This window comes from Woeseia sp. D3-10 (assembly GCF_055809415.1).
Window position 1 is genome coordinate 612747 of sequence record NZ_JBVVTW010000007.1, and the last position, 25120, is coordinate 637866.

The following is a 25120-nucleotide window of genomic DNA, read 5'->3' on the forward strand; positions in this document are numbered from 1 at the left end:
ATAATTGCGACGGTAAGCGAGCGCGATCTACTACGGTACTGCGGAAACCGCGTATACCCTACCAGCCCCCTGCGTGGTACCAATGTTCAGTGGAATGTATCCGTTACCGAACAGGAGGAACCATCATGTCAAGAGCCTGGCTTGCCCCATTACTGGCCTCACTGCTGCTCAGTGCCTGCGATCGCGACCCGATGTCCGAAGTCGGCTTCCGCCTGCCCGAAGGGGATGCAGTAGCCGGTCGCGATTCATTCTTGTACATGCAATGTAATCAGTGCCACACCGTTTACGGTGAAGACTTGCCTGCCATCCCTTTTGAAGACCCGCCCTATGTCACTCTGGGTGGCCCGGTTACAAAAGTTAAAACGTACGGCGAGCTACTCACAGCGATCATCAATCCGTCACATAAACTGGCCGAGGGCTATGCCGAGGAACTCGTCTCCGAGAACGGCGAATCAAACATGTACGTGTACAACAGTTACATGACCGTGCAAGAACTGATCGATATCGTCATGTTCCTGCAGCCGCACTACGACGTCGTCGTTCCGGAGTACCACTACCGGGTCTATCCGAAACGTTAGTGGCTGCCATGCTGATGCATGGCTGCGTGTGGCGACCCCGGTTCGACGTGATCGCCGGCAAGGTGAGCAAGCGGCAAGTACAGTGCGATAGCACCGCTCACCAGCATCACAATGCCGGCGAGACGTCGGGTATGCGGTTGCTGACGCAGCGCGCCTAAGCTCGCCGCCGCACGGCCCGCAAGTAGCAGTGCCGGCAGCGTACCGCCCCAGAAGCCGGTCATGATCGCAACCCCACCGGCAGCAGAGCCGCTACTTGCAGCCAGTGCCAGCGCGCTGTAAACCAGGCCGCACGGCAATGCTCCCCAGAGCATCCCGGCGAAGTACGCTCGCGGCACAGTGGTTGCCGGCAGCACCGCACGAGTCAGCGGTGCGATACGCTGCCACAAGCGACCACCCAGCCTTTCCAGGAGTCGCAATGGCTGCCAGCGTGTCAACAATTGCAGCCCCATGGCGACGACCAAAACCGCGGCGATACAGCGCAATAACACGCCACCCATCGGCAAATGCGCCAGCAAACTGCCGCCCGTCCCTGCAATCGCACCAAGGCCTGCATAGAAAGACCAGCGACCGAGGTTGTAGACGATACGACGCAGCCATCGTTCGCCATTCCCGCCGTTCGATTCCAGCACCAGCACAAAGGGGCCACACATGCCGAGACAGTGCGCACTGCCAAGAACACCGGCTGCGACTGCCGTCAGTAGCAGCATCAAGGTCATGGTTTGTCGTCCTGCAGGTGCGCCGACTCGGATGAATGCGGTGGCGAGCTGTCATCATCCAGTACGACGCTCCACGCGGGTGAATCCATGTCGTCGAACTGACCACTGCCAGTCGCCCAGAAAAATGCCCACACAGCGCCGCTTAGCAATGCGATCCCAAGCGGAATGAGCAGAAACAAACTGTTCATGTGCATACCCCCGCAACAACAGGGCGAGACTCAGCAACAATTGCCCCGGTACGTTTCACACGGAAACGCTGCACGCGCAATGCATTGCTAATGACCAGCAGCGAACTTAACGACATCCCCAGCGCAGCCATCCATGGGGAGAGCATCCCGCTGGCGGCTAGAGGCACGGCCGAAATGTTGTAGGTCGCTGCCCAGATGAGGTTCTGCCTGATTGTGCGGCGGGTCGCTGCAGCAATCTCTGTCGCTGACACTACGGACGTCAGCCGCTGGCTTACGACAATTGCATCGGCGCTGGCACGAGCGAGTGCGGTTCCTGCGTCGACCGCGATTGAGGCGTCGGCCGCCGCCATCACCGGTGCGTCATTGATGCCATCGCCAACCATGATGACTTTTTCTCCGCCGCGTTGCAGCTCGTGGACGAACGCGAGCTTGGCTTGTGGCGACATGCCCGCGTGCCAATCGTCGACCCCCAGTCGTTCAGCAACTGCAGCAACGGCTGCCGCCCGATCGCCACTGGCGATGACCACCCGAAAACGCGCTGCGCGTAACGCATCAATGGTATCGCCAACATCGGCACGCAATTCATCCTCAACAGTGAATACCGCCAGCAAGCCCTGTTCGTTCGCCAGGTACACCAACGTACCCGTGCCGCTCCCGGCAGTCTGAACTCCGTGTTCAACAGCGCCCGAAAGTTCAGAGACAAACTTCGCAGAGCCAAGGCGATGTAGCCGGCTGCCTATCCGGGCTTCGACGCCCAATCCGGTCATCGGTACTACATCGTCCAATACAAACTGTTGGCTTGAAGGATTCCCGAATGCCCGCGCCAGTACATGCTCCGACGCGGCCTCCATTGCGGACGCGATAGCAAGGCAGGCTGCCTCGTCCAGACCATTGGCATTCTCAAAGACACGTGTGGTAGTCACCGTCGGCTTGCCACGGGTCAGCGTGCCGGTCTTGTCCATGACTATCGTCGTGCCTGGCCGTAACACGTCGAGCAAGCGGGAGTTAACGAGAAAGCAACCGTCGCGAACCAAGCGGGCCGTGGCCGCCGCCAGCACAGCCGGCGTTGCCAGCGCCAGCGCACACGGACAAGTTACGACCAGTGTCGCCAACATCACCTCAAAAGCCCTGGGCGCATCCACTACCAGCCAAACCCCGCCAGTCACAGCTGCGAGCAGCAGCGCGGCCACGACGAAATACGACGCGATCCGATCCGCCAGCTGCACGATATGCGGCCGTCCGGCGGCCGCCCGATCGAGCAGGCGTCCAATCTCAGCAACACTGCTGGCGGCACCAGTGCGAATCACCGCAACAATGGCCGAGCCGGAACGCACTGTCGCGCCAGCGAATACCTCACTACCGGCATCCCGACTTACCGGCCGCGACTCGCCAGACAGGATCGACTCATCCAGTGACAGTGCACCGGTTTCTATGCGCGCATCCGCGGGCACGACATCGCCAGGCAAGACCTGCACCCTGTCGCCGACCGATAGCTCGTCGACAGCCACGGTCTCGGTTTCGCCTGAGGCAGTGAATCGACGGACTGCTTCCGGCAGCAGTTGCGCCAGGGCCTGAGCGAGATCGCCGCTGTTATGCCGCGCACGCATTTCCAGAAAGCGCGTTGCACTGAGAAACAGCACGAACATCGCTACGGAATCGAAGTAGACCGCCCCCTGCCCGCGCCAGACAGCGACTACTGACGCTATGAACGCAATAGAAATCGCCAGCGCCACCGGCAAGTCCATACCCGGCGACCGCGAGCGCACTCCACGCCATGCGCCGGCGAAGAACGGCCGCGCTGCGAAAAAGACGATCGGCAAACAAACCAGCATGCTGATCGCGCGTAGAAACGTTTCGATGTTTCCCGCGATACCGAAACGTTCACCCGCGTACAACGCGAAGGCGAACATCATGACCTGCATACCGGCTGCAGCTGCGACAATCAGTCGCTTAAGGGCACTGCGGTATTCCTCCCCGGCACTGCCGGGCGCCGTGGTCGTGCCAACCGGACGCGGCTGAAAACCAACGGCCGCAATACTTGCGAGGACGTTGGCGAAACTGAGCTCGTCACTGCGCCATTGCACGATCGAGCGCTTGGTCACCGGATTGACGTCGACGGACAATACGGCAGCGTGTCGCCGTAAAGTACGCTCGAGTAACCACGCGCAGGCGCCGCAATACATGCCGCCTATGTCGATGCTTGCTTCGCTGCAATCTCCGCGCTCAACGACGTAACGCGCACGAACACCTGCCACATCGAATCGCTCGTAATCCGCCGACTCGGCTGGCTGGCTAGCGACGCCGGGCAGAGTATCCCGGTAGGTGTAGAAGGCTTGCATACCACCGGCATGAATAAATTCAGCAACCGCCTTGCAGCCTATGCAACAAACAGCCTGTTGACCATCGCCAACACGCGCCATAACAGGACCGCCCGGCGGTATTGCGTCACCGCAATGGAAGCAGGCAGCAGGCATGTTCAAGGCAAGGCATCACGAGGAGTCCGCGTAGTCTGCGACTGGTCAAGCAGCGGATCCTGTACGATGATTTCCGGATTACTGATGGCGAGCCAGATCGTCAGCATGCAGCCGAGGACCGTGCACGACGGAATCGCAATAATCAGCCATACCCAGTGATTCCTGTACCAGCAGTTGTCCTCAGGACGATCTGTGTTCATCTCGTATCCTCATTCGGGCCGCGAAACCGGCTTTCTTCCGTGACACTGATGCCCGGGTCATCAACACTGTCCAAGTGAAACTCGATTCGGTTGCCACTAACGGCAACACCGTGCGGCGCGACCAGCGATACCGGCACGGTTTGTACCGACTCCCCTGCAACATCAATCAGCGTAGCACCGCGCAAGTCGAGCCCGGTCATGCCGGTAACACTAAGACGGTAGCTCTGTGCCTCGTTCCGCTTGTTGACGATGCGCACCGTGTAACTGTTCTCGATGCCATCGCGGCCGATATCCCGGTACAGGGCATTGCGATCTCGTATTACGTCGAGAATGACAGGCGGCCGGAACACCAGCAGCGACACCATACTGGTGACCAAAAGCAGCAAAATGCCGCTATACACTAGGGTGCGTGGCCGCCACAGGCGATACGGCTCATTGTGCAGACTGTGTTCTGTTGAATAGCGGATGAGGCCCCTGGGGTAGTCCATCTTGTCCATCACGCTGTCACAAGCATCGATACACGCGGCGCAGGCTATGCACTCGTATTGCAGGCCTTTGCGAATATCGATGCCGGTTGGACAAACCTGCACGCACAGCGTGCAGTCGATGCAATCACCCAACCCCTGCAATGCGGGTTCCGTTCCGCGGCGGCGAGCACCGCGCGGTTCGCCGCGTTGTTCGTCGTAGGTAATGATCAATGTGTCCTTATCGAACATGGCGCTTTGGAAGCGCGCATAAGGACACATGTACTTGCAGACTTGTTCGCGCATGAAGCCGGCGTTGCCGTAGGTGGCAAAGCCATAGAACAAGACCCAGAACCATTCCCACGGCCCGGCAGTAAATGTCGCAAGATGAACCGCCAGCTCGCGTATATCGACGAAATAGCCCACGAATGCGAAACCGGTGAACAGTGCAAGCAATATCCACAGGAACTGCTTGGTCGTTTTTCGCCAGACTTTATTCAACGACCACGGCCGCTTGTCGAGCTTCATGCGTTGGCTGCGATTGCCTTCAATCGCTTGCTCAATCCAGATGAAAGCTTCGGTCCATACTGTTTGCGGACATGCGAAACCACACCACAGGCGACCCGCCAGCGCTGTAAAAAAGAACAGGCTGACTGCAAGAATGATGAGCAACAAAGCGAGGTAAACGAAGTCCTGAGGCCAGAGCGTCAAGCTGAAAATGTGAAACTTGCGTGCCGGAAGATCAAACAGCACCGCCTGACGGCCATTCCAGGTCAGCCAGGGTACGGTGTAGAACAAGCCCAGCAATACAAAGACCGCCAGGCGCCGCAAGCGCTGAAAGCGACCGTCAATTTCGCGCGGGTAAATTTTGTCCTCGCTACGATAAAGCTTGCCGTATTCGTACTGTTTGGCAGACGTCCCGCCTGGCTTATTGCCCATTTCGCCGCCCGTCCCGATCGGTCGGCCGCCATGCGGTAGGCCCGCGCCGCTTGCGACGAATCAGCCGCACCGTAAACCAGCACGCACTCCAGGCTTGTGCCCACAGAAAGAAAAAGCCCAGCGCATAGCCTGCGCTGCGGCTTTCGATCCAATCGACGTTAATCGCATCAACAATCACCAGCGGATCGATGTAGGCAAACAACAAGACGGAGAATGCCGCTGCCGTCAGGAACGATATCCACGACAGCACGGCGATCTTTTGTGTATCGCGGTCCCAGTCGTGTGGGCTGTTCTCGTCCGGCGCAGCCATGATCAGTTCTGGTTTGACAGGCTATAGACGTAGGCCGCAAGTATTCGCAACCGGTCGTCGCCGAGCAGTTTTTGGTGTGCCGGCATGACGCCGTTGCGCCCTTCAACAATCGTTTTGCGAATGGCTGCAGGGGAACTGCCGTATAGCCAGTTGTCGTCATTGAGCGCCGGCGCGCCGAGTACCTGCATACCGCCACCGGTCGGGCCGTGGCAGCCGATGCATAGCGACATGTAGCGTGGATGTGCCGGTGATTCGGTATCCATGCCGTCCTGCATCGCTCGGACGTAATCGACCATCTCATCAATGGCGTCATCGCTCTGCAGAACCATGCCCAGCGCAGGCATGATTCCGTTCCGACCGTTGCGTAACGTCTGTTCAATGGCAGCAGGTGTGCCACCCCAGTTCCACACGGTGTCGGTCAGATTCGGAAAACCCGGTGCGCCTAATGCGTTCGCGCCGTGGCATTGGGAACAATAGTTCGCGTACAGACTGCCGCCAATCGCAAGGGCTTTCTCGTCTTTGGCTATTTCTTCAATGGGCATGTCCGTGTAGCGGGCAAAGATCGGCGCATAGCGCGCCTCCGCTGCAACCATTTGGTCCGCGTACTGTTGTTCCTGACTCCAGCCAAGCATGCCGTCGTAGACCACCAGCGACGGGTACATCAGCAGGTAGCCGGCGCCCCAGATCAACGTCAGAAAGAACAAACCCAACCACCACATTGGCAGTGGGTTGTTCAGTTCTCGTATGTCCTCATCCCAGACGTGCGCCTCAGAAGCTGCTATTTCTTCGTCGCTGGCACGTTGCCGATTGGTCCAGAAGATCAACCAGAAGCATGCAAGCATGCTCGCGACCGTGCCGATGGCGACATACCATGCCCATGCGTTACTCATTGAGGTCGCCTCTTGTTGTTATTGGTTGCCGCGGCGGCCGGGTCCTGATCATCGTCCAGCGGCACTCGTGCTGCTGCAGCGAAATCGTCACTGCGGCGGCGACTAAAGGCCCACACGACAACGCCGACAAACAGCAGCAGCAATGCCACAGTCAACAAGCCACGAATTGTTCCCATATCCATTGATCTGTTCTCCGTTAACGAGCGCTACGCGCCGTCCCCAGGTTCTGCAGGTATGCCACCAGCGCGTCGAGCTCCGATTTGCCGGCGACTGCCGCCGCCGCACCAGCAACCTGCTCGTCGGTGTACGGATCGCCGAGCATCCTCAGCGCCCGCAATTTGCGAGTGATGAGTTCACCGTCCACTTCCGCTTCTGCCAGCCACGGGTAGGCGGGCATGTTCGAATCCGGCACAAGATCCTGAGGCTTCAGCAAATGTATGCGGTGCCAGTCATCGCTATAGCGTCCACCAACCCGTGCAAGGTCGGGGCCTGTGCGCTTGGAGCCAAACTGGAACGGTCGGTCGTAAACGAACTCTCCGGCGACGGAATACGGGCCGTAGCGTTCCGTCTCACTGCGAAATGGCCGTATTTGTTGCGAGTGACAGCCGTAGCAACCCTCGCGAACGTAGATATCCCGGCCCGCCAGTTGTAAAGGCGGATAAGGCTCAATCCCTTCCATCGGTTCGGTCGCTGAACTGCTCGCCATCAGCGGCAGTATTTCGATCAGACCGCCAATACTGATCACCGCAACAATCAGTACCGACATGACCGTGATGTTCTTCTCGATTTTCTCGTGGCTCATGTCGATTCCTCAGGCAGGCTGTACGACGGCAACAGCGCGCGGCTTCACATCCGCAATCGTTTTCCAGACGTTCCAGACCATGACCAACATGCCGGAGAAGAAAACAAGGCCGCCGAGGAGTCGTATGCCGTAGTACGGATAGGTGAATTTGATGCTTTCGATAAACGAGTAGGTCAAGGTGCCGTCCTCGTTCAATGCACGCCACATCAGCCCCTGGGTAATTCCGGCGATCCACATCGATACCGCGTACAGAACCACGCCAATAGTCGAGGTCCAGAAATGCACATCAATCAATCGCGTCGAGTACATGGCTGACTTGTTGAAGATGCGGGGAATCAAACAGTACAGAGAGCCGATGGTCATCATTGCCACCCAGCCGAGCGCCCCCGAATGCACATGGCCGATGGTCCAGTCCGTGTAGTGCGAGAGCGCATTCACGGTCTTGATGGACATCATCGGACCTTCGAATGTGGACATGCCGTAGAACGACAGCGCAACGATCATGAATTTCAGTATCGGGTCGGTACGCAACTTATGCCAGGCACCTGACAAGGTCATCATGCCGTTGATCATGCCGCCCCAGGACGGCGCCAGCAGGATCAACGAGAACACCATGCCGATTGACTGCGCCCAGTTCGGCAAGGAGGTGTAGTGCAGATGATGCGGCCCTGCCCACATGTAGATCGCAATCAATGCCCAGAAATGCACGACTGACAGGCGGTACGAATACACCGGTCGCTCCGCCTGCTTCGGCACGAAGTAATACATCATGCCGAGGAAGCCGGCGGTCAGGAAAAAGCCTACGGCATTGTGCCCGTACCACCATTGCATCATTGCATCGACGACGCCGGAATAAATCGGGTACGACTTCCACATCGATACCGGAATAACGAGGTTGTTAAAGATGTGCAACACAGCCACAGTGATGATGTAGGCCGCATAGAACCAGTTGGCAACGTAGATATGCTTGACCCGACGACGGCCGATCGTGCCCAGGAAAACCGCGCCGAATGCTATCCAGACTATCGCGATCAACAGATCAATGGGCCACTCCAGTTCAGCATATTCCTTGCTCTGGGTGATCCCCAAGGGAAGCGTGATAGCGGCAAGGACGATGACAAGTTGCCAGCCCCAAAACGTGAACGCGGCCAATTTGTCGAAGGCCAGGCGGACATGGCAGGTGCGTTGCACGACGTAATAGGCCGTAGCGAACAGACCACAACCCCCAAACGCAAATATCACCGCGTTGGTGTGCAACGGACGCAACCGGCTGTAGGTCAGGTAAGGTAGATCGAAACTGAGGCCGGGCCAGATCAGCTCAGCGGCGATATACAGCCCCACGAGCATGCCGACAACACCCCAAACCACGGTCATGATGGCGAACTGGCGTACCACTTTGTCGTTGTACGTTGCTTGAGAATCCATGAAATCAGGCACCCGTTTAGCGTTGGAAGGACATTCTTCTTGCCAGGCGCGACGATAGGCAGGGAGCATTGTCCGGGCTATACGGGATTACCCTGATGGCTGTCCGGGATAGGCGCAGTCGATCAGGGTTCGGGCACTCGTGGCTCTGCCGTTACACCGATACGGTGACGGGGAAAAGCGCTGGCATCGATGGTTTCGAGATAACCATGCCAGGCGGCGTAGCCGATCAGCGGCAGTATGAACACCAAACCAACGAACGCGGTTGCGACGCCGATTACCACTCCGCCAACCACCAGTAACAACCAGATTGACAGCGCAAGCTTGTTGCGCAAGACCGCGTTGACCGACGTCACTACCGCCGTGACCGTATCCACATCGCGATGCACGATCATCGGCAAGGAAAACGCACTCACAGCAAACGTGACCGCCGCGAAAAACGCGCCGACCGCGCTGCCGACGCTGAGGTACGCCACCAGCTCGCTCGCCAGCGGGTGCCCCGACTCCGGGAAGAACACGCTCACCATGGCGCCCGCGCGCGCCCATACAAGGAAAATGACGAGCAAAATAATGGCGAATACCATTTCGTTGCCAAGGTGCCGCCGAAATGCAGCCCGCAAACTTCGGCTGATCTGCGGTGGCGTGCTGCGTTCGAGCTGCGCGCTGATTGCGTACAGCCCAACACACGCCAGCGGCGCCAGAAACACGAAGCCGCCCAGCATCGCGATCATGAGCCAGACACTGCCGTAGGCGAGCGCGAGCAACGACACCAACGCCATAATTGCGGTCATTGCAAAACCATACGCCAGGCTCGCTCGCGGCGCTTGCCGCCAGTCACGCATGCCTGCCCGCAGCCAGCCGAACGCAGCCAATGCTGGCAGGCGACGGCACGGGGCAACAAACGGCATCTCGGCCCGACTGTATGTACCGTCGTTCTCTGGCATCATGTGTGCTCCCGGTGCAGAACTCCGACTGGTGCAGTCTGCACTGTTACCACAATCGCGAAATTATCGCAGACTGTGGAATATACGTACGGCGCGACGGTACCGGTGCAAGCAAAACGCGGCGAGCGAACGCCGCAACGGATCGATTTACGGAATAAATGCAGTGAACACAGCAGACAACAGTAGCCCAGCGGTATACATCGTCGATGACGATCCGGCGATACGGCAGGCTATGGAGTTCCTGATGAAATCCGTCGGACAACCTTGTCAGTTGTTTGCCTCCGGCAATGATTTCCTGGAGGCCTACACGTCCGACTGGACTGGCTGCCTGATTCTGGACATTCGTATGCCGGGCATTGGCGGCCTTGAGTTGCAGAACGAACTGCAGAAGCGAAATTGTGGCTTACCGATCATTTTCATAACCGGCTTCGGCGATGTACCCATGGCCGTAGAAGCCATCAAGAAAGGTGCATTCGATTTTATCGAGAAGCCGTTTCGCGACCAGGAGTTGCTCGACCGGGTAACGGCCGCCATCGAAGCTGACGGTCGGCAGCGCACCGCGCAGTTCGAAGCCACCCTGGTTAAAGAGCGGCTGCAACGGCTTACCAGCCGTGAGCGGGAAGTCATGGAACTCGTGGTTACCGGCAAAGCCAACAAGGTAATAGCCCACGAACTGGGTGTCAGTCAGCGCACCGTCGAAATTCATCGCGCCCGCGTCATGGAAAAAATGGAAGCCAGATCCCTGCCCGAACTGGTGCGCATGCACCTGCTCGACCAGACACCCGGATCAGCCTGACAGATCGCCCCTCCTCTGACTCCGCCACGCCACAGCGATATACAAGTCGCCTGCGAACTCTGTAGACCTGCCGGCGATACCGGCAATCACCGCAAATAAGTAGTTTCCACGGCCAACTAGGCAGGATGCCGTATTGGGCGATGCCTGGCCGCGCGGTAGTTTGAGTAGAAGCCCGAAACGGGTTCTGACCAATTTGCTGTCTGGAGGCTAACGCATGAAGACTATATCGCGGGTCCTGTGTGTCATTGACCCAACGAGCACAGAACAACCGGCCCTGGAACGTGCGGCATGGCTTGCCGCTTGCAATCAGGCTGAGATCGAGTTGTTCGTTTGCTACTACAACGAATACCTCAGCGGTGATCGTTTTTTCGATTCCCGATCATTGCGTAAGGCACGCAAAGAAGTGATCGACGACCAAAAGGCACGACTGGAAAAGCTGGCCAAGCCACTACTAAACAAAGGATTGACGGTTACAGTCAGTGCCAGCTGGGATCACCCGTTGCACGAAGGTATTGTGCGGCACGCGGAGGAAAGCCACGCCGATATCATTGTGAAAGACACTCACTATCATTCCCTCGCACAACGTTTCTTGCTGAGCAACACCGATTGGCAACTCATGCGCCTGTGCAAAGCGCCGTTATGGCTGGTCAAACCGCGACCGTTTGCGGACAAACCCGTCATTATCGCCGCCATCGACCCGATGAATGAGAACGACAAGCCCGCAGCTCTTGACGACGAAATCATAGTCATCAGCCGTCTGATTGCTGACCGCTGCAATGGCGAGGTTCGCGCCTTCCACGCCTACGACCCACGCATTGCGGTTGCCACGGCAACAGCGAACTCCTATTTGCCGGTGTCACTCCCCATGGACGAAATCGACAAACAAATGCGCGAGCAGCATGGCAAGCGTTTTCAGGAAGTCACTAAATACCATGGCATCGACGAGGACCATGCGCACCTGGTACGAGGCAGGACTCACGAGGAACTGCCAGCATTGGCCGCCGAACAAAACGCCGATGTGATCGTGATGGGTGCGGTCGCACGAAACCGCTGGAAGCGTCTGTTCATCGGCGCCACGGCCGAGCGCACGATGGATCACCTGCCGTGCGATTTGCTGGTGATTAAACCCGACTGGTTTCATACGCCAAGCGACATTCTTGGGGAGAAAAACCAAGCGGCGTAACGCAACTACCGGCGATTGCGAAACTTACCGGCGGCACGGCACAGCCGCGCCGCCGGTCAACCTTGCATACACCGAACGGCCAACGCTGCTTTACCAGTTGCGCATGATTGACCAGTACATTTTGCGTTCCAGTTTGACGAGCGCGTGCGATGCCTAGTTCGTATCGACTTGCCCGCTGGCTATAACTTTGTGCGCGAGGGCGAGTAATTCGTCGGAATCTACCGGCTTGCTGAGAACCACGCAATTGTGGATACCGCGTGCGTCATCCGTAACCTTCGAAGTATCGCCGCTCACGATAAAGGCAGGTAAATCAGTGTCAAAGTGGCGACGTATCGCTGCAACGGCCTGCACACCCGTGGATGCATCCAGCAGGTGATAGTCGGACACAATCAGATCGGGTGGCTGGCCTAGCTCTATCGCAACTTGTTCCGCGCTGTCTGCACTATCTGCCAAGGCAACCCGGTAGCCCTCCGCGCGCAACAAGAGCGTCCACGCCGCGGCGACCCGGCGATCGTCCTCTACCAACAGTATGGTCGCGCGTTTACGCAGGTCTTCCTGACTTGCCACCACGATTTCCGCATCGGCGGCGGAAACTGCAGGACTACTAACCAGTGGTACGTTCACCGAGAAACAGGATCCTTCGCCCGGAGTCGATTCCACAGTGACCTGATGACCAAGTAGGTCAGCCAGTCGCCGAACGATCGCAAGACCTAGTCCAAAACCTTCGTTGGATGGTGCATCGGATTTCAGCTGATGAAATTCCCGAAAAATACTTTCAAAATGTTCCCGCGATATACCTATGCCCGTATCGGTGACGTCGATACTCAATGTATTGTCAACAACACGACATAGCAGCTGCACTTCACCGTGATTCGTATAGCGAACGGCATTCGATACCAGGTTCTGAATTATCTCGCTTAACAAATTGGGATCGCTGCGCACTATTGCGTCGCTCGCCTTGACCACGAAATCCAGACCCTTCTGCCGCGCCTGCCGAGTAAACTCTGCGGTCAGGCGATCGATGAGCCTTTGCACCGGAAACTCTTCTGTCGCCGGCGTGATCGCACCGGAATCAAGGCGACTGATGTCGAGCAACGAATTCAACAGATTCGTCATCGCATCCAGCGAATGCTGCTGGCTTTCAATCATCTCGAGAGCAAGCTCATCTTTGACGGTACGTCTTAAGGCGCCGGCCAACAGGCCAAGTGCCTGGACAGGCTGGCGCAGATCGTGACTTGCTGCAGCAAGAAATGCCGTGTTCGCCTTGTGCGCGCGTTCTGCAGACTTGCGTGCCTCGATGAGATCGCGCTCCATTTCGCGTCGTTCGGTTACGTCACGGATTACACTCGATACAAACATGCCACTGGCGACTGTTATCGGACTCAGACTTATCTCAACGGGAAACTCGGAACCATCCGCGCGTCTGGCGTATAGCTCCATGCCACTGCCCATAGGCCGCAGGCGCGGATCCTCCGCGAACCGACGTCGATGCCCCACATGTCGATCTCTGGCATTCGTTGGCAACAAGGTCTCAATCGGCTGACCAATCAGCTCATCGTGACTATAGCCAAACATGTTCTCGGACTGGTCGTTAGCGATGGCTATCCGGCCGTTCGCGTCAACGATCACCATCGCGTCAGGCGCCGCTTTCAGCAGGTGCCGGAAATACGCTTCGGAATCATCGCCGGCACTGATATCCCGAACCGTACTCGCAATCAGGGTTTCGCCGTCGTTCTCGACAGGCGTCAGCGAAATTTCGGCAGCAAACGTTTCCCCGTTCTTGCGTTGTCCTTGCAGGCTCAGGCCCGAGACCAGCGGGCGGGCGTGTGGCGCACCGCGATAGCGTTGCCTGTGTCGCACGTGCCGCTCCCGAGCCTCGGTCGGAATCAGTACTTCAATCTTTTCCCCAAGCAGCTCATCGGCACCGTAACCGAACAATTTTCCAGCCACGGAATTCACAAAGACAACGGCACCCTGACTGTCGATGATCAACAGTGCTTCAGTGCTCGTCTCCAGAAACTTTGCTGCAACGCTGGGGATAGTGTTCATGCAACTGCCCTACTGTTGATGCCATGCCTGTCAATGTATATCGAACCATCCCACAGTTGGGCCAAGCCATACGTATTTTTGCATACGCCGATCACAACTTTCGCCGCTGCTGCATGCGCCCAATGTTCGCTTATAGATACCAGCACCTGACGTGTCGCCATTGCGCGCCTGTCCAACACCATAGGCATATCCTCAAAAAGCGCGACTCAACATGCGGACTGATACGAGTAACAGGAAGGCCCCGAACATCAGGCTGAGCTGACGTTGCGACAAACAGTGTGCCAGCGCTGCGCCGACCGGCGCCAGCAACACTGTCGTAGGCGCAATCAATGCAAAGCCAATGACGTTGACGAAACCCAGACTGCCGACCGGCAAACGCGGATCACCGAATCCGGTTACAACAAAGCCCAAGGTTCCCGGCAAGCTGATGACGAGACCAAACAATGCGGCTGTCCCTACCGCGCGATGAATAGGCTGATTGAGCAAGGTCAGCGCAGCAACGCTTAGCGTACCGCCACCAATACCCATCATGCTGGATACGCCGCCTATGGCGAACGGTACCGCTGTGATAGCAGCATTGCGTGGTACGTCATTCGCCAGTGTTTTGCCGTCCAATGGCAGCAGCATTTTTATCGCAATCAGCAACGCAAAAACCGCGAATACAGCAGCGAGTACGTTGCTGTGCAAGCGGGACGCCAGCCACGCACCGGCAATAGCGCCCAGCAAGACGAACACAGCCCAGCGCCGAACCAAATCAAGGTCCACGGATTGGCGTCGGTGATGCGCACGCGAAGATGCAATAGACGTTGGAATAATGGTCGCCAGCGAGGTTGCGACAGCGACGTGCATGCGGATGGCCGGGTCAGTGCCAACGGCCGACAGAGCAGCATCCAGTGCGGGCACGATCACAATGCCTCCACCGATGCCGAACAGTCCCGCGAGTACACCGCCGACCGCACCTGTCGCAAGCATTGCCAGCGCCAGCAGCAGCAAATCGTTCATCGACGACGGCGCCGTATCAGGCGCTCAGTATCCGTGCGTGATGCCGCAAGTGATCTTCCATGAACGTGGAAATGAAGTAGTAGCCGTGATCAAAACCCTCGTGGCGGCGCATCGTTAAGTGCACACCGCGAGCCGCGCACGCCGCTTCAAACAAATCCGGATTCAGCTGTTGGGCCAGAAACTGATCGGCCATGCCCTGATCGACAAGCACGGCATGCTCCGGAACTTCGTGCAGGTTTTTGACCACCTCGGTTGCGTCATAGTCACGCCAGGTATCCCGGTCTTCGCCAAGGTAATAAGCAAGCGCCTTATGTCCCCAAGGGCAGTTCATCGGGCTGCAGATCGGCGCGAAGGCAGAAATCGAACGGTAAATCCCCGGGTTCCGGAGGCCGATGGTCAACGCGCCATGACCACCCATCGAGTGACCGAAAATTCCTTGCCGCGCAGGGTCTCCGCGAAATTCATTGAACAGTAATTCTGGCAGTTCGCGGCTTACGTAGTCGTACATGTGGTAATGATGATTCCACGGCGTCTGCGTCGCGTTCAGGTAAAAGCCCGCGCCCAGCCCCATGTCATACCCCTGCTGTGCATCATCGGGAACGCCATCGCCACGCGGACTGGTGTCTACGGCGACCAGCATCAGACCCAGTTCATCAGCGACCCGTTGTGCGCCGCCTTTGGCCATGAACGTTTCTTCCGTGCAGGTCAGACCGGCAAGGTAAGTGATGACCGGCACTGGCGCTTTTTTCGCTTGCGCAGGCGTGAAAACGGAGAACTGCATGCTGCAGTTATTGACCCGGGAGTCGTGACGGTAAAATCCCACTTTGCCGTCATAGCAGGCGTGTTCGCTGATCGTTTCCATAGTGCTCGCCGTTAGCAACGCTGGTTGCGCCGCATCGTCATTCGGACTCAGTATGTCCTGTTGTTAGCGCCGCTTATTTTCGTTGCATTACCAGCGTTGCATTGGTTCCGCCGAAACCGAAACTGTTCGACATCGCTGTCTTGATGCCCGCATTCTCAACGCACTCCGTTACCAGCGGCATATCACCGAGTTCGGGATCGCGATTAACGACGTTAATGGATGGCGCGATGAAATCGTTCTTGAGCATCAGCAGGCAATGGATCGCCTCCTGTACACCGGTCGCACCCAGCGAATGCCCACACATCGATTTGCTGGAAGAGAACCGCGGAATTTGCTCCCCGAAAATTTCACGAATGGCCTTCAGCTCGGTGGTATCACCTACCGGCGTACTGGTGCCATGCGTATTAATGTAGTCAATCGGGGCATCGACGGTATCGCTCGCCAGTCGCATGCAACGAACCGCGCCCTCGCCTGAGGGAGCAACCATGTCATAACCATCCGAGGTTGCACCGTAGCCCACGATCTCTGCATAAATATCAGCGCCTCGGGCTTCCGCGTGTTCCAGTGACTCGACCACCACCATGCCAGCGCCCGCCGCGATCACGAAGCCATCGCGGGTTTCGTCATAAGGGCGCGATGCCGTGGCCGGCGCATCGTTGTATTTTGTGGACAGAGCGCCCATCGCATCGAACAGACTCGCCAGTGTCCAGTCTTCCTCTTCGCCACCGCCAGCAAACACAACATCCTGCTTGCCAAGTTGAATCTGCTCCATCGCGGCACCAATGCAATGCGCGCTCGTTGCGCAGGCAGAGGTGATGGAATAGTTCACGCCCTTGATCTTGAACGGTGTTGCAAGGCAGGCGGAAACCGTACTGCCCATAGTGCGTGGCACCATGTAAGGACCAATTCTCCGTACACCCTTTGCCCGCAGTGTGTCTGCGCTCGCAACGATGTTGGCACTCGAAGCGCCACCGGACGCGGCAATCAAGCCAGTGCGCGGGTTGGATACCTGCGAATCACTAAGACCGGAATCGTCAATGGCTTGCTGCATCGCAATGTACGAATACGCCGCGGCATCGCCCATGAAGCGACGCACCTTGCGATCGATATGGTCTTCGATATTCAGATCAACGCTTCCGGCAATCTGGCTACGCAATCCCATTTCCTTGTATTTCTCGTTTGCGCTGATACCAGAGCGGCCAGCACGCAACGACTCCAGCACTGCTTCACGTGTGCTGCCGAGGCAGGAAACGACACCCAGTCCGGTGATTACTACTCGCCGCATTCTTGAATCCTAAAAATCGTCAGTGGAGATGAACAGGCCAACACGCAAGTCTTCAGCCGTATAAATTTCGCGACCATCAACGTCAACCGTGCCATCGGCAATTGCCAGCACCAGTTTGCGAGTGATCAGCCGTTTGATATTGAGCCGGAAAGTCACCTTCTTCGCAGTCGGCAAAACCTGACCAGAGAATTTGACCTTGCCAACACCGAGTGCCCGACCTTTGCCTTTGTGCCCGGACCAAACCAGGAAAAAGCCAACGAGTTGCCACAACGCATCAAGACCGAGGCAGCCAGGCATTACCGGGTCGCCTTCGAAATGGCATTTGAAAAACCACATGTCGGGATTGATATCCAACTCGGCGATGATCTCACCCTTACCGTACAAGCCACCGTCATTGCGAATGACCTTGATCCGATCGGTCATCAACATATCCGGCAATGGCAAGCGGCCGCTGTCCGCTTCGAACAGTTCCCCCCGCCCGCAGGCAATCAGTTCGTCGTAGTCGTAAGCCGTCTTGCGGCCTTCAGGGCAACCTTCGGTGCCACTGGTTGTTTTCTGGTCGGTCATTAGCGCTCCGGCGCGGTAAGTCTGCGGTTGGTCCGTCCGCCGTGGCGGCGAAGGGGCGTATCTTACCCAACCACAACCGCAACTTCCTTACAAATTCGCGAGTTGCAGTGCAGCACCGGCAGACCCATGACGCGTTGCAGCATGAGAACGCGCTTCGAAATCAAGTGCCGCGGCAACCACCACGGGGACCAACGCACTCACCGAAACGGCAGAGCACTGTCCGCTTTAATTTCTTTCAGAACGATATTTGAACGCACCTGCGAGACACCCGGCAGCTTGAAAATGAAGTCGTCAAGAAAGCGGTTATAAGCGTCCATGTCCTCCACAACCACGCGCAGGTGAAAGTCGGCCTCACCACTGGTAGCAAAGCACTCCAGAACTTCAGGGTGCCGCAGAATCTCCGTCACGAAGTCGTCGACGTGGTGCCTCTCGTGCCGTTCCAGCGATACCAGCGTCATCGACGACAACATGAAGCCAGCTTTGCGGGCATTCACCTGTACCGCATAGCGCTCGATTACGCCGGCCTCTTCTAGTGCCCGCACGCGGCGCCAGCAGGCCGACGCCGACAAACCCACGTGGGCAGCAAGCTGCTGCATGGTTACCCGACTGTCCTGCTGCAACTCACGGAGGATGGCGCGATCTTTCTCATTCAACATGCGAATTTTGCCTTTTCTGAGCAATTACGCAAAATTATCTCAATTTTTTAATAAAAACGAAACTGTATATCTATTTTCCCTCATTTTACAGCAAATTTGGCATCCGCTTGCGCGGGGATTCTGCCATTATATTGCGCTGATCCACGCGTCCGTTTCCGGGGGAAACCGCAATGCCCAGTGCTGCAAACTCACTTCGCTACCCACTCGACAACTACGAGCTCAATGATCGCTATCGGCGTGAGTCCGGCCGGGTCTTCCTGACCGGAACCCAGGCACTGGTACGCATTGCGCTGATGCAGCGCGCTATGGACCAGGCCCGTGGCCTTAACACGGCCGGCTTTGTCAGTGGCTACCGCGGTTCGCCGCTGGGTGGCGTGGACATGGAAATGTGGCGCGCGAAAGCCTTTTTGGAAGAGAGCAACGTTCGCTTCCTGGCAGCCGTCAACGAAGACCTCGCTGCAACGGCCATGCTGGGCACACAACAAGTCGAAGCAGACCCGAAACGCGAAGTCGATGGCGTGTTTGGCATGTGGTACGGCAAGGGCCCCGGCATTGATCGCTCGGGCGATGCGTTGAAACACGGCAACGCGTACGGCAGCTCGCCGCACGGTGGCGTGCTGGTAATTGCTGGCGACGATCACGGCTGCGTATCCTCATCGATGCCGCATCAATCGGATGTCGCCTTTCTCTCCTGGTTCATGCCAAATCTGGCGCCGGCCAATATCGCCGAATACCTTGAGTACGGCTTGTACGGCATTGCCTTGTCACGCTATTCCGGCATGTGGGTCGGCTTCAAGGCGGTTTCCGAAACCGTCGAGTCCGGCATGTCGATCGAACTCCCCCCTTACCCGCAATTTGTTACCCCAACGGATTTCGTGCCTCCCCCCGGCGGACTACACATCCGCTGGCCCGATTTCCCAGGCCCGCAAATTGAAGAACGAATGGAGTGGAAAAAAGCCGCCACCCTGGCGTTCGCCAAAGCAAACCCGATTGATCGCACAATCTGGAAATCGGACAAGGCTCGCTACGGCATCGTCACCACCGGTAAGGCGCACCACGACCTGATGGAAGCGCTGCGCCTGCTCGGGATTGACCAAAGCGAAGCACGCCGACTCGGTATCGAAGTTTACAAAGTCGGTATGGTCTGGCCGCTAGCCCACGATTCCGCACTTAATTTCGTACAGGACAAGCACGAAGTGCTGGTGATCGAAGAAAAGCGCGGCATTATCGAAAGCCAGTTTAAAGAATATTTCTACGACTACCCGGGCCGCAAACCACAACGGATGGTTGGCAAGGAAGACGAGAACGGCGAACGCCTGGTTCCCTGGATCGGCGAGCTGGCACCGATCCAGCTTGCCGAGATCGTCGCAAAGCGGCTCGATGCCGCGATGCCCGGACTCAACCTGCGGGCGCGCGCCGATGCACTGGTGAACCGCAATCAGTTGCCTGTGGAAATCAGTGGCGCAAAGCGCACGCCCTATTTCTGCTCCGGCTGCCCGCACAATACCTCCACCAAAGTACCGGAAGGCTCCCAGTCACTCGCTGGCATCGGTTGTCATTTCATGGCCTCGTGGATGGATCGCGATACCAACGGACTCATTCAGATGGGCGGCGAAGGCATCAACTGGATCCCGCGCTCGATGTTCTCCGGAGAGCCGCATACCTTCCAGAACCTGGGTGACGGCACTTTCTATCATTCAGGCTCCATGGCCATACGTCAGGCCATCGCCGCGAAAACCAATATCACTTACAAAGTGCTGTTTAACGACGCCGTTGCGATGACCGGTGGTCAGCCGGTTGACGGTCCGTTGACCATCGAAGCGGTGGCTCATTCCGTGCGTGCTGAGGGCGTGCAACGAATCGCACTGGTATCCGACGAACCGGAACGGTTCAGTCGCGACGATTTTCCGGCTGGCACCACGATTTCTCACCGACGTGAAATGGATTCCATCCAGCGCGAGTTGCGTGAAATCAAGGGCGTTACCGTGCTGATTTATGCACAAACCTGTGCAACCGAAAAACGCCGCCTGCGCAAACGCGGCAAGATGGAAAACCCGCGCAAGATCGCGGTCATCAATGACCTCGTCTGCGAGGGTTGTGGCGATTGCTCAGTCGAATCGAACTGCTTGTCGGTCGTGCCGAAAGACACACCGTTTGGCCGCAAACGGCAGATTGACCAGAACACCTGCAACAAAGACTTTTCCTGCGTGAACGGGTTTTGCCCCAGCTTTGTCACCGTGCACGGTGCGGATCCAGCGAAGAACAACACCGCCCGCACGCTGCCCGACTTCCCGCACGATCACCTGGCCCGGCTACCATTGCCATCGAGCAGTACTAATCTGGAAAGCTATGACCTGCTGGTTACCGGCGTTGGCGGCACCGGCGTTATCACCGTCGGCGCTTTGATTACCATGGCCGCGCATCTGGAAGGCAAAGGCGCCAGCGTGCTGGACTTTACCGGCTTCGCGCAGAAGTTTGGCCCGGTACTGAGCTATATCCGAATTGCCGATAACCCGGACAAGCTGAACCAGGTTCGTATCGACGAGCAGCGTGCTGACGCACTGATTGGCTGCGATCTTGTTGTGAGTTCCTCGCCACAGGCATCAAAGACCTACAAGGCCGACCACACCCGCGTGGTATTGAATGCAACCGAGATGCCGACGGCCGATTTCGTTCGTCACCGTGACGCCAATCTGCGCGCATCCGACCGCGTCAGTGCCATCCGCAACATCGTAGGCGATGAGCAATTGTCGCTTGTGGGCGCTAACCAACTCTCGGAAAAACTGCTCGGCAACACCATTTACGCGAACGTCCTGTTGCTTGGCTTTGCGTGGCAGTCCGGCCTGGTCCCTGTTTCGTTAGAGGCCATGCTGCGCGCCATCGAACTGAACGGCGTCGATCTGGAAAACAACACCAAGGCATTCGCGTACGGGCGTCTTGCCTCCGCAGCCCCGGCGATACTGGAAAAGGAATTGCTGGCACCGTTGCTGGCTCCGGTTCGCGATGAAACTCTGGAAGAGATGGTGGAGCGACGCAAAGCGTTTCTCACCGACTATCAGGACGAGAAACTCGGCTCGCGTTTTGAAGCACTCATCAACCGTGTACGCGATGCGGAAACGGCGGTTGGCAACAGTTCCATGAAACTGACCGATGCAACGGTACGCGCCTACTTCAAGACTCTGGCGTACAAAGACGAGTACGAAGTCGCACGCCTGCACACCAGCACAGGCTTTATAGACGCACTCCGTAAAGAACACGGTCCGCAGGCGAAATTGCGCTTTCATCTCGCGCCGCCGACGCTAGGTGGCAAACTCGATGCACGCGGTCGGCCGTTCAAGAAAGAATTCGGCAGCTGGATTGTCCCGGTATTCCGAACCCTTGCCCGACTCAAAGGGTTGCGTGGCGGGCCGTTCGACATATTCGGCTACACCGCTGAACGGCGCATGGAACGCGCGCTGATCGTTGAGTTCGAACAGACGGTCGATGCCGTGCTCAATAACCTCGACAAGAACAATTGCGACGATGCGGCAGATATCGTTTCGTTGTTCATGGAAATTCGCGGTTACGGACCGGTGAAAGACGAGGCGGTTGCATCCGTACGTCAGCGGCTGGAAGATGCACTACGCAATTACACCTCTGGCCAGCAACAGGCCGCCTGACCATGTTAGTGAACGGAACTACCTATGGTGGCTCGCACGCCCGGGATTGAATACGAGTTCGCAAGCACCCCGGCCACTGGCACGGCGACGCCAGTAGCCGGGGGCGTGCACTGGCTGCGTATGCCACTGCCGTTCGCGTTGTCGCATATCAATTTGTGGTTGCTTGAGGATGATGACGAATGGGTCATCGTCGATACCGGGCTGCATTCCGAAGAGTCCAAGGCCGTCTGGGAATCCACCTTAGCCGGCTACATGCACGGCCGTGCAGTGAACCGCGTCATCGCGACCCACCTGCACCCGGACCATGTCGGCAATGCGGGCTGGCTTTGTCGCCGCTGCGACACCGACCTGCACATGACCCGCGGCGAATACCTGCTGTGCCGACAACTGACCAGCAAGACCGAGCGGCCGGATAACGATGCTGGCGTGCGCTTCTACCGTGCCGCTGGCTTTCCCGCCGAGGCAACCGACAAGTACCAGAAGATGTTCAATCTGTTCGGCCGGGCCATGTCGCGACTTCCGGGGTCATACTCACGCCTGCGAGACGGCGACATACTCACACTCGGTGGCCGACAATGGGAAATCATTGTTGGCAATGGCCACTCGCCGGAGCATGCCTGCCTGTACTGCGCCGAGCTGAATGTATTGATATCCGGCGACCAGATTCTGCCAAGCATCTCATCCAACGTCAGTGTGTTCCCAACCGATCCACTGGCAGACCCGCTGCATGACTGGCTAACGTCCATAGACCGCCTGGCAGCAAGACTACCTGACGACGTACTCGTCTTGCCGGCGCACGGCAAACCGTTTCGCGGCGTAAAGTCGCGGCTCGCCGCACTGCGTGCCGAGCACGAAGCAGGTCTCGATAAAACGGCCGCGCTGTGCCAGACACCGCAACGTGCGATTGACGTCTTTCCCGCCCTGTTTCGCCGGGAGATTGCCAGCAGCCAGCTGATCATGGCCACCGGCGAGGCCATCGCGCACCTCAACTGGTTACTCATACGCGAGCGCATCACGCGCTTCACGGACGCTGAGGGCGTGCATTGGTACGAAGCGGCATCCGGGGAAAATAACGCCTCTTAGCTGTCCTGACCGTTCACGTTCGTGCCAGAATGCCGCCTATCCCGAGTGCCTTTGGAGTGGATATGCGACGCCTGCAACTGAACCTGACCCTGTTACTCAGCCTGCTGTTAATCGCCTGCTCGCCCGGCGAACCCCCGCAAAACAGCTCGACAACGGCACCCGCGAAAGCCGCGCCGACGACCGGCAGCGCGGCGGTGGCCATGCCTGATCAATACGGCGCACAAGTGGCCGAAGACATCCTGCGAGCGGGCGGTAACGCGGTCGATGCCGCCGTCGCCGCCGGCTTTGCCCTCGCCGTTACCTACCCCGAAGCAGGCAATATCGGCGGCGGTGGCTTCATGCTTATTCAGATGGAAGGCAAAGCCAGCTTCGTTGATTACCGCGAAACAGCACCGCTGGCCGCGCATCGCGATATGTACCTTGACGAGAACGGTGACGTTATTGAAGGCGCAAGCCTCGTCGGTCATCGCGCCGTCGGTGTCCCTGGCACCGTTGCCGGCATGTGGGAAGCGCACAAGCGCTACGGCACCTTGCCCTGGAAAGACCTGATCATGCCCGCCGTGGCACTGGCCGAAGACGGATTTGTTGTTGCCGAATCGCTGGGCAGCGGCATGAAAACCATGGACGGCTGGTTTGGTGACAAGACCAACTTCAGCAAGTACTTCGGCAAGATGGTGGCAGGCGAAACGTTCCGCCAGCCGGAACTCGCGGCTACTTTGCAACGAATAGCAGAACAGGGCCCCGACGATTTCTATCGCGGTAAGACCGCCGAACTGCTGGTTGCCGAAATGGCACGGGGCGATGGCCTTATCACGATGGCCGATCTTGATCGTTACAAAGCTGTTTGGCGAGAGCCTTTGCGATCCAACTGGCGCGGTTACGAATTGTTGTCAGCACCACCACCCAGCTCGGGTGGTTTCGCCGTGATCCAGCTGCTGAAAATCAAGGACTACCTTGCCGACCAGTTCAACGGTCTTGGACACAACTCACCCAAGTACATACACCTGGTCGCTGAAATCGAGAAACGGGTATTTGCCGATCGCGCCGAGTACCTTGGCGACCCTGACTACGTCGACAATCGCATGGACGAGCTGCTGTCAGACGAGTACATCGCGATGCGCGCGCAACAGGTTAATCCACACACCATTTCAACCGTCGATGCAGCAGGGCCAGGCCTTGAGTCACCGGACACCACGCACTACTCGGTGCTCGATCAATGGGGCAATGCCGTTTCAAATACCTACACGCTGAACATCGGCTTCGGCAGCGGTGTCGTCGTAGAAGGTGCGGGCTTCCTGCTCAATGACGAGATGGATGACTTCAGTGTGAAAGCCGGTGTGCCCAATACCTACGGCGTTATGGGAAACACCGCAAACGAAATTCAACCGGGCAAACGCATGCTCTCGTCGATGTCGCCAACGCTGCTCCTCAAAGACGGCAACGTAGAAATGGTTGTCGGCACACCCGGAGGAACAACAATCTTCACATCGGTGTTCCAGACTATCGTCAATATCGTCGACTTCGGGATGACACCCGATCAGGCCATCGGCGCAACCCGTTTCCATCACCAGTTGCTGCCCGCTGACGAAATCACCTTCAGCCCCGGTCGGCCGTTATCGAACGAAACTGTCTCCGCCCTCGGCGATATCGGTTACAAAGCCGTTCCGCATCAATGGGAATTTGGCGACATGCAGGTAATCTGGCGCGACAATGGAAAGCTGCTTCCGGCGTCCGACCCGCGCAATCGCGGACAGTCCCGCGTTGTTGCCGACTTGCCGCTCAGCCGGAACTAGACGACCGCCAGACCGGCATCCCACGTAGTGCCTCACGACGGTCCCGGAGCCTTGCTCCGGGACTTTTTTTTGCCACGCCCGGCAAACCGCTTGCCCGATTCACGACGAAGAACTTCTACTTGGCCGCGCGGTCGGACGAAATGCGTGAATCGCCGCCACGTTGGCGGGAGCGTTCAACAACCGCGTTCGACCGCTACATCCGGGACTTAACCAGCCCTCAAACCGGCGGTTCGACGACACGGTCATTGGCCGCTCCAG

Annotated in this window: 23 protein-coding genes; 6 read left to right on the forward strand and 17 right to left on the reverse strand. The window is 57.7% G+C overall.

Features of this window, described 5'->3' with window-relative positions; genetic code table 11:
* Nucleotides 1–125 precede the first annotated feature (125 nt).
* Nucleotides 126–578: a cytochrome C gene (locus AC0L8N_RS03555; protein WP_473666197.1), complete on the forward strand. Its 453-nt coding sequence runs from the start codon at nucleotides 126–128 to the stop codon at nucleotides 576–578.
* Here AC0L8N_RS03555 and AC0L8N_RS03560 read toward each other — a convergent pair.
* The 11 genes from AC0L8N_RS03560 to AC0L8N_RS03610 all read right to left on the reverse strand — a co-directional run bounded on the left by AC0L8N_RS03560 (nucleotide 575) and on the right by AC0L8N_RS03610 (nucleotide 9930).
* Complete coding sequence (locus AC0L8N_RS03560) at nucleotides 575–1294, reverse strand: sulfite exporter TauE/SafE family protein (RefSeq protein ID WP_473666198.1); 720 nt, start codon at nucleotides 1292–1294, stop codon at nucleotides 575–577. The genes AC0L8N_RS03555 and AC0L8N_RS03560 overlap by 4 nt on opposite strands.
* Nucleotides 1291–1482 (reverse strand): cbb3-type cytochrome oxidase assembly protein CcoS, encoded by a 192-nt coding sequence (gene ccoS, locus AC0L8N_RS03565; RefSeq protein WP_473666199.1) that lies wholly within the window; start codon nucleotides 1480–1482, stop codon nucleotides 1291–1293. Before ccoS ends, AC0L8N_RS03560 begins: the two co-directional genes overlap by 4 nt.
* Nucleotides 1479–3956, reverse strand: a complete 2478-nt coding sequence (locus tag AC0L8N_RS03570; protein WP_473670025.1) for a heavy metal translocating P-type ATPase — start codon at nucleotides 3954–3956, stop codon at nucleotides 1479–1481. The genes ccoS and AC0L8N_RS03570 overlap by 4 nt, the downstream gene beginning before the upstream one ends.
* Nucleotides 3957–3958: 2 nt before the next feature.
* On the reverse strand, nucleotides 3959–4156 hold the full coding sequence (locus AC0L8N_RS03575; RefSeq protein ID WP_473666200.1) for a hypothetical protein: 198 nt from the start codon (nucleotides 4154–4156) through the stop codon (nucleotides 3959–3961).
* Nucleotides 4153–5559: a cytochrome c oxidase accessory protein CcoG gene (gene ccoG / locus AC0L8N_RS03580; RefSeq protein ID WP_473666201.1), complete on the reverse strand. Its 1407-nt coding sequence runs from the start codon at nucleotides 5557–5559 to the stop codon at nucleotides 4153–4155. The genes AC0L8N_RS03575 and ccoG overlap by 4 nt, the downstream gene beginning before the upstream one ends.
* Nucleotides 5549–5869, reverse strand: a complete 321-nt coding sequence (locus AC0L8N_RS03585; protein ID WP_473666202.1) for a hypothetical protein — start codon at nucleotides 5867–5869, stop codon at nucleotides 5549–5551. The genes ccoG and AC0L8N_RS03585 overlap by 11 nt, the downstream gene beginning before the upstream one ends.
* A gap of 2 nt (nucleotides 5870–5871) precedes the next feature.
* Complete coding sequence (gene ccoP, locus AC0L8N_RS03590) at nucleotides 5872–6759, reverse strand: cytochrome-c oxidase, cbb3-type subunit III (RefSeq protein WP_473666203.1); 888 nt, start codon at nucleotides 6757–6759, stop codon at nucleotides 5872–5874.
* Complete coding sequence (locus AC0L8N_RS03595) at nucleotides 6756–6941, reverse strand: CcoQ/FixQ family Cbb3-type cytochrome c oxidase assembly chaperone (RefSeq protein WP_473666204.1); 186 nt, start codon at nucleotides 6939–6941, stop codon at nucleotides 6756–6758. Before AC0L8N_RS03595 ends, ccoP begins: the two co-directional genes overlap by 4 nt.
* Nucleotides 6942–6955: 14 nt before the next feature.
* Nucleotides 6956–7561 carry a cytochrome-c oxidase, cbb3-type subunit II gene (ccoO, locus tag AC0L8N_RS03600; protein WP_473666205.1) on the reverse strand — a complete coding sequence of 202 codons (606 nt, stop codon included), beginning with the start codon at nucleotides 7559–7561 and terminating at the stop codon, nucleotides 6956–6958.
* Nucleotides 7562–7570: 9 nt separating this feature from the next.
* Entirely contained in the window at nucleotides 7571–8986 is a 1416-nt protein-coding gene (gene ccoN, locus AC0L8N_RS03605; protein WP_473666206.1) for a cytochrome-c oxidase, cbb3-type subunit I, read from the reverse strand.
* A gap of 122 nt (nucleotides 8987–9108) precedes the next feature.
* On the reverse strand, nucleotides 9109–9930 hold the full coding sequence (locus AC0L8N_RS03610; protein WP_473666207.1) for a DUF2189 domain-containing protein: 822 nt from the start codon (nucleotides 9928–9930) through the stop codon (nucleotides 9109–9111).
* 160 nt (nucleotides 9931–10090) lie between these two features.
* On the opposite strand from AC0L8N_RS03610, the gene AC0L8N_RS03615 reads away from it, so the two are divergent.
* Together AC0L8N_RS03615 and AC0L8N_RS03620 are read left to right on the forward strand one after the other, a co-directional pair.
* On the forward strand, nucleotides 10091–10723 hold the full coding sequence (locus tag AC0L8N_RS03615; protein ID WP_473666208.1) for a response regulator transcription factor: 633 nt from the start codon (nucleotides 10091–10093) through the stop codon (nucleotides 10721–10723).
* A 214-nt stretch (nucleotides 10724–10937) separates the two neighbouring features.
* The gene (locus tag AC0L8N_RS03620; RefSeq protein WP_473666209.1) at nucleotides 10938–11906 is read left to right on the forward strand and encodes a universal stress protein; all 969 of its coding nucleotides are present in this window, start codon (nucleotides 10938–10940) and stop codon (nucleotides 11904–11906) included.
* A gap of 153 nt (nucleotides 11907–12059) precedes the next feature.
* Here AC0L8N_RS03620 and AC0L8N_RS03625 read toward each other — a convergent pair whose 3' ends face one another.
* The 6 genes from AC0L8N_RS03625 to AC0L8N_RS03650 form a co-directional block, all read right to left on the reverse strand.
* Nucleotides 12060–13955 (reverse strand): PAS domain-containing hybrid sensor histidine kinase/response regulator, encoded by a 1896-nt coding sequence (locus AC0L8N_RS03625; protein WP_473666210.1) that lies wholly within the window; start codon nucleotides 13953–13955, stop codon nucleotides 12060–12062.
* Nucleotides 13956–14147: 192 nt separating this feature from the next.
* Nucleotides 14148–14957 (reverse strand): sulfite exporter TauE/SafE family protein, encoded by an 810-nt coding sequence (locus tag AC0L8N_RS03630; protein WP_473666211.1) that lies wholly within the window; start codon nucleotides 14955–14957, stop codon nucleotides 14148–14150.
* A gap of 16 nt (nucleotides 14958–14973) precedes the next feature.
* A complete protein-coding gene (fghA, locus tag AC0L8N_RS03635) occupies nucleotides 14974–15819 on the reverse strand; it encodes an S-formylglutathione hydrolase (protein WP_473666212.1) in 846 nt (281 codons plus the stop codon).
* A 73-nt stretch (nucleotides 15820–15892) separates the two neighbouring features.
* Entirely contained in the window at nucleotides 15893–17104 is a 1212-nt protein-coding gene (gene fabB, locus AC0L8N_RS03640) for a beta-ketoacyl-ACP synthase I (protein ID WP_473666213.1), read from the reverse strand.
* Between the two features lie 9 nt (nucleotides 17105–17113).
* On the reverse strand, nucleotides 17114–17671 hold the full coding sequence (gene fabA / locus AC0L8N_RS03645) for a 3-hydroxyacyl-[acyl-carrier-protein] dehydratase FabA (RefSeq protein WP_473666214.1): 558 nt from the start codon (nucleotides 17669–17671) through the stop codon (nucleotides 17114–17116).
* A gap of 197 nt (nucleotides 17672–17868) precedes the next feature.
* Nucleotides 17869–18327: an Lrp/AsnC family transcriptional regulator gene (locus AC0L8N_RS03650; protein WP_473666215.1), complete on the reverse strand. Its 459-nt coding sequence runs from the start codon at nucleotides 18325–18327 to the stop codon at nucleotides 17869–17871.
* Between the two features lie 170 nt (nucleotides 18328–18497).
* Between AC0L8N_RS03650 and AC0L8N_RS03655 the strand changes: the two genes are divergently transcribed.
* From AC0L8N_RS03655 to ggt, 3 genes are all read left to right on the forward strand, one after another.
* Nucleotides 18498–21986: an indolepyruvate ferredoxin oxidoreductase family protein gene (locus AC0L8N_RS03655; protein ID WP_473666216.1), complete on the forward strand. Its 3489-nt coding sequence runs from the start codon at nucleotides 18498–18500 to the stop codon at nucleotides 21984–21986.
* 24 nt (nucleotides 21987–22010) lie between these two features.
* Nucleotides 22011–23069, forward strand: coding sequence for an MBL fold metallo-hydrolase (locus AC0L8N_RS03660; protein ID WP_473666217.1), 1059 nt, complete (start codon nucleotides 22011–22013; stop codon nucleotides 23067–23069).
* 62 nt (nucleotides 23070–23131) lie between these two features.
* Nucleotides 23132–24862: a gamma-glutamyltransferase gene (ggt, locus tag AC0L8N_RS03665; protein ID WP_473666218.1), complete on the forward strand. Its 1731-nt coding sequence runs from the start codon at nucleotides 23132–23134 to the stop codon at nucleotides 24860–24862.
* The last annotated feature ends 258 nt before the right edge of the window (nucleotides 24863–25120 follow it).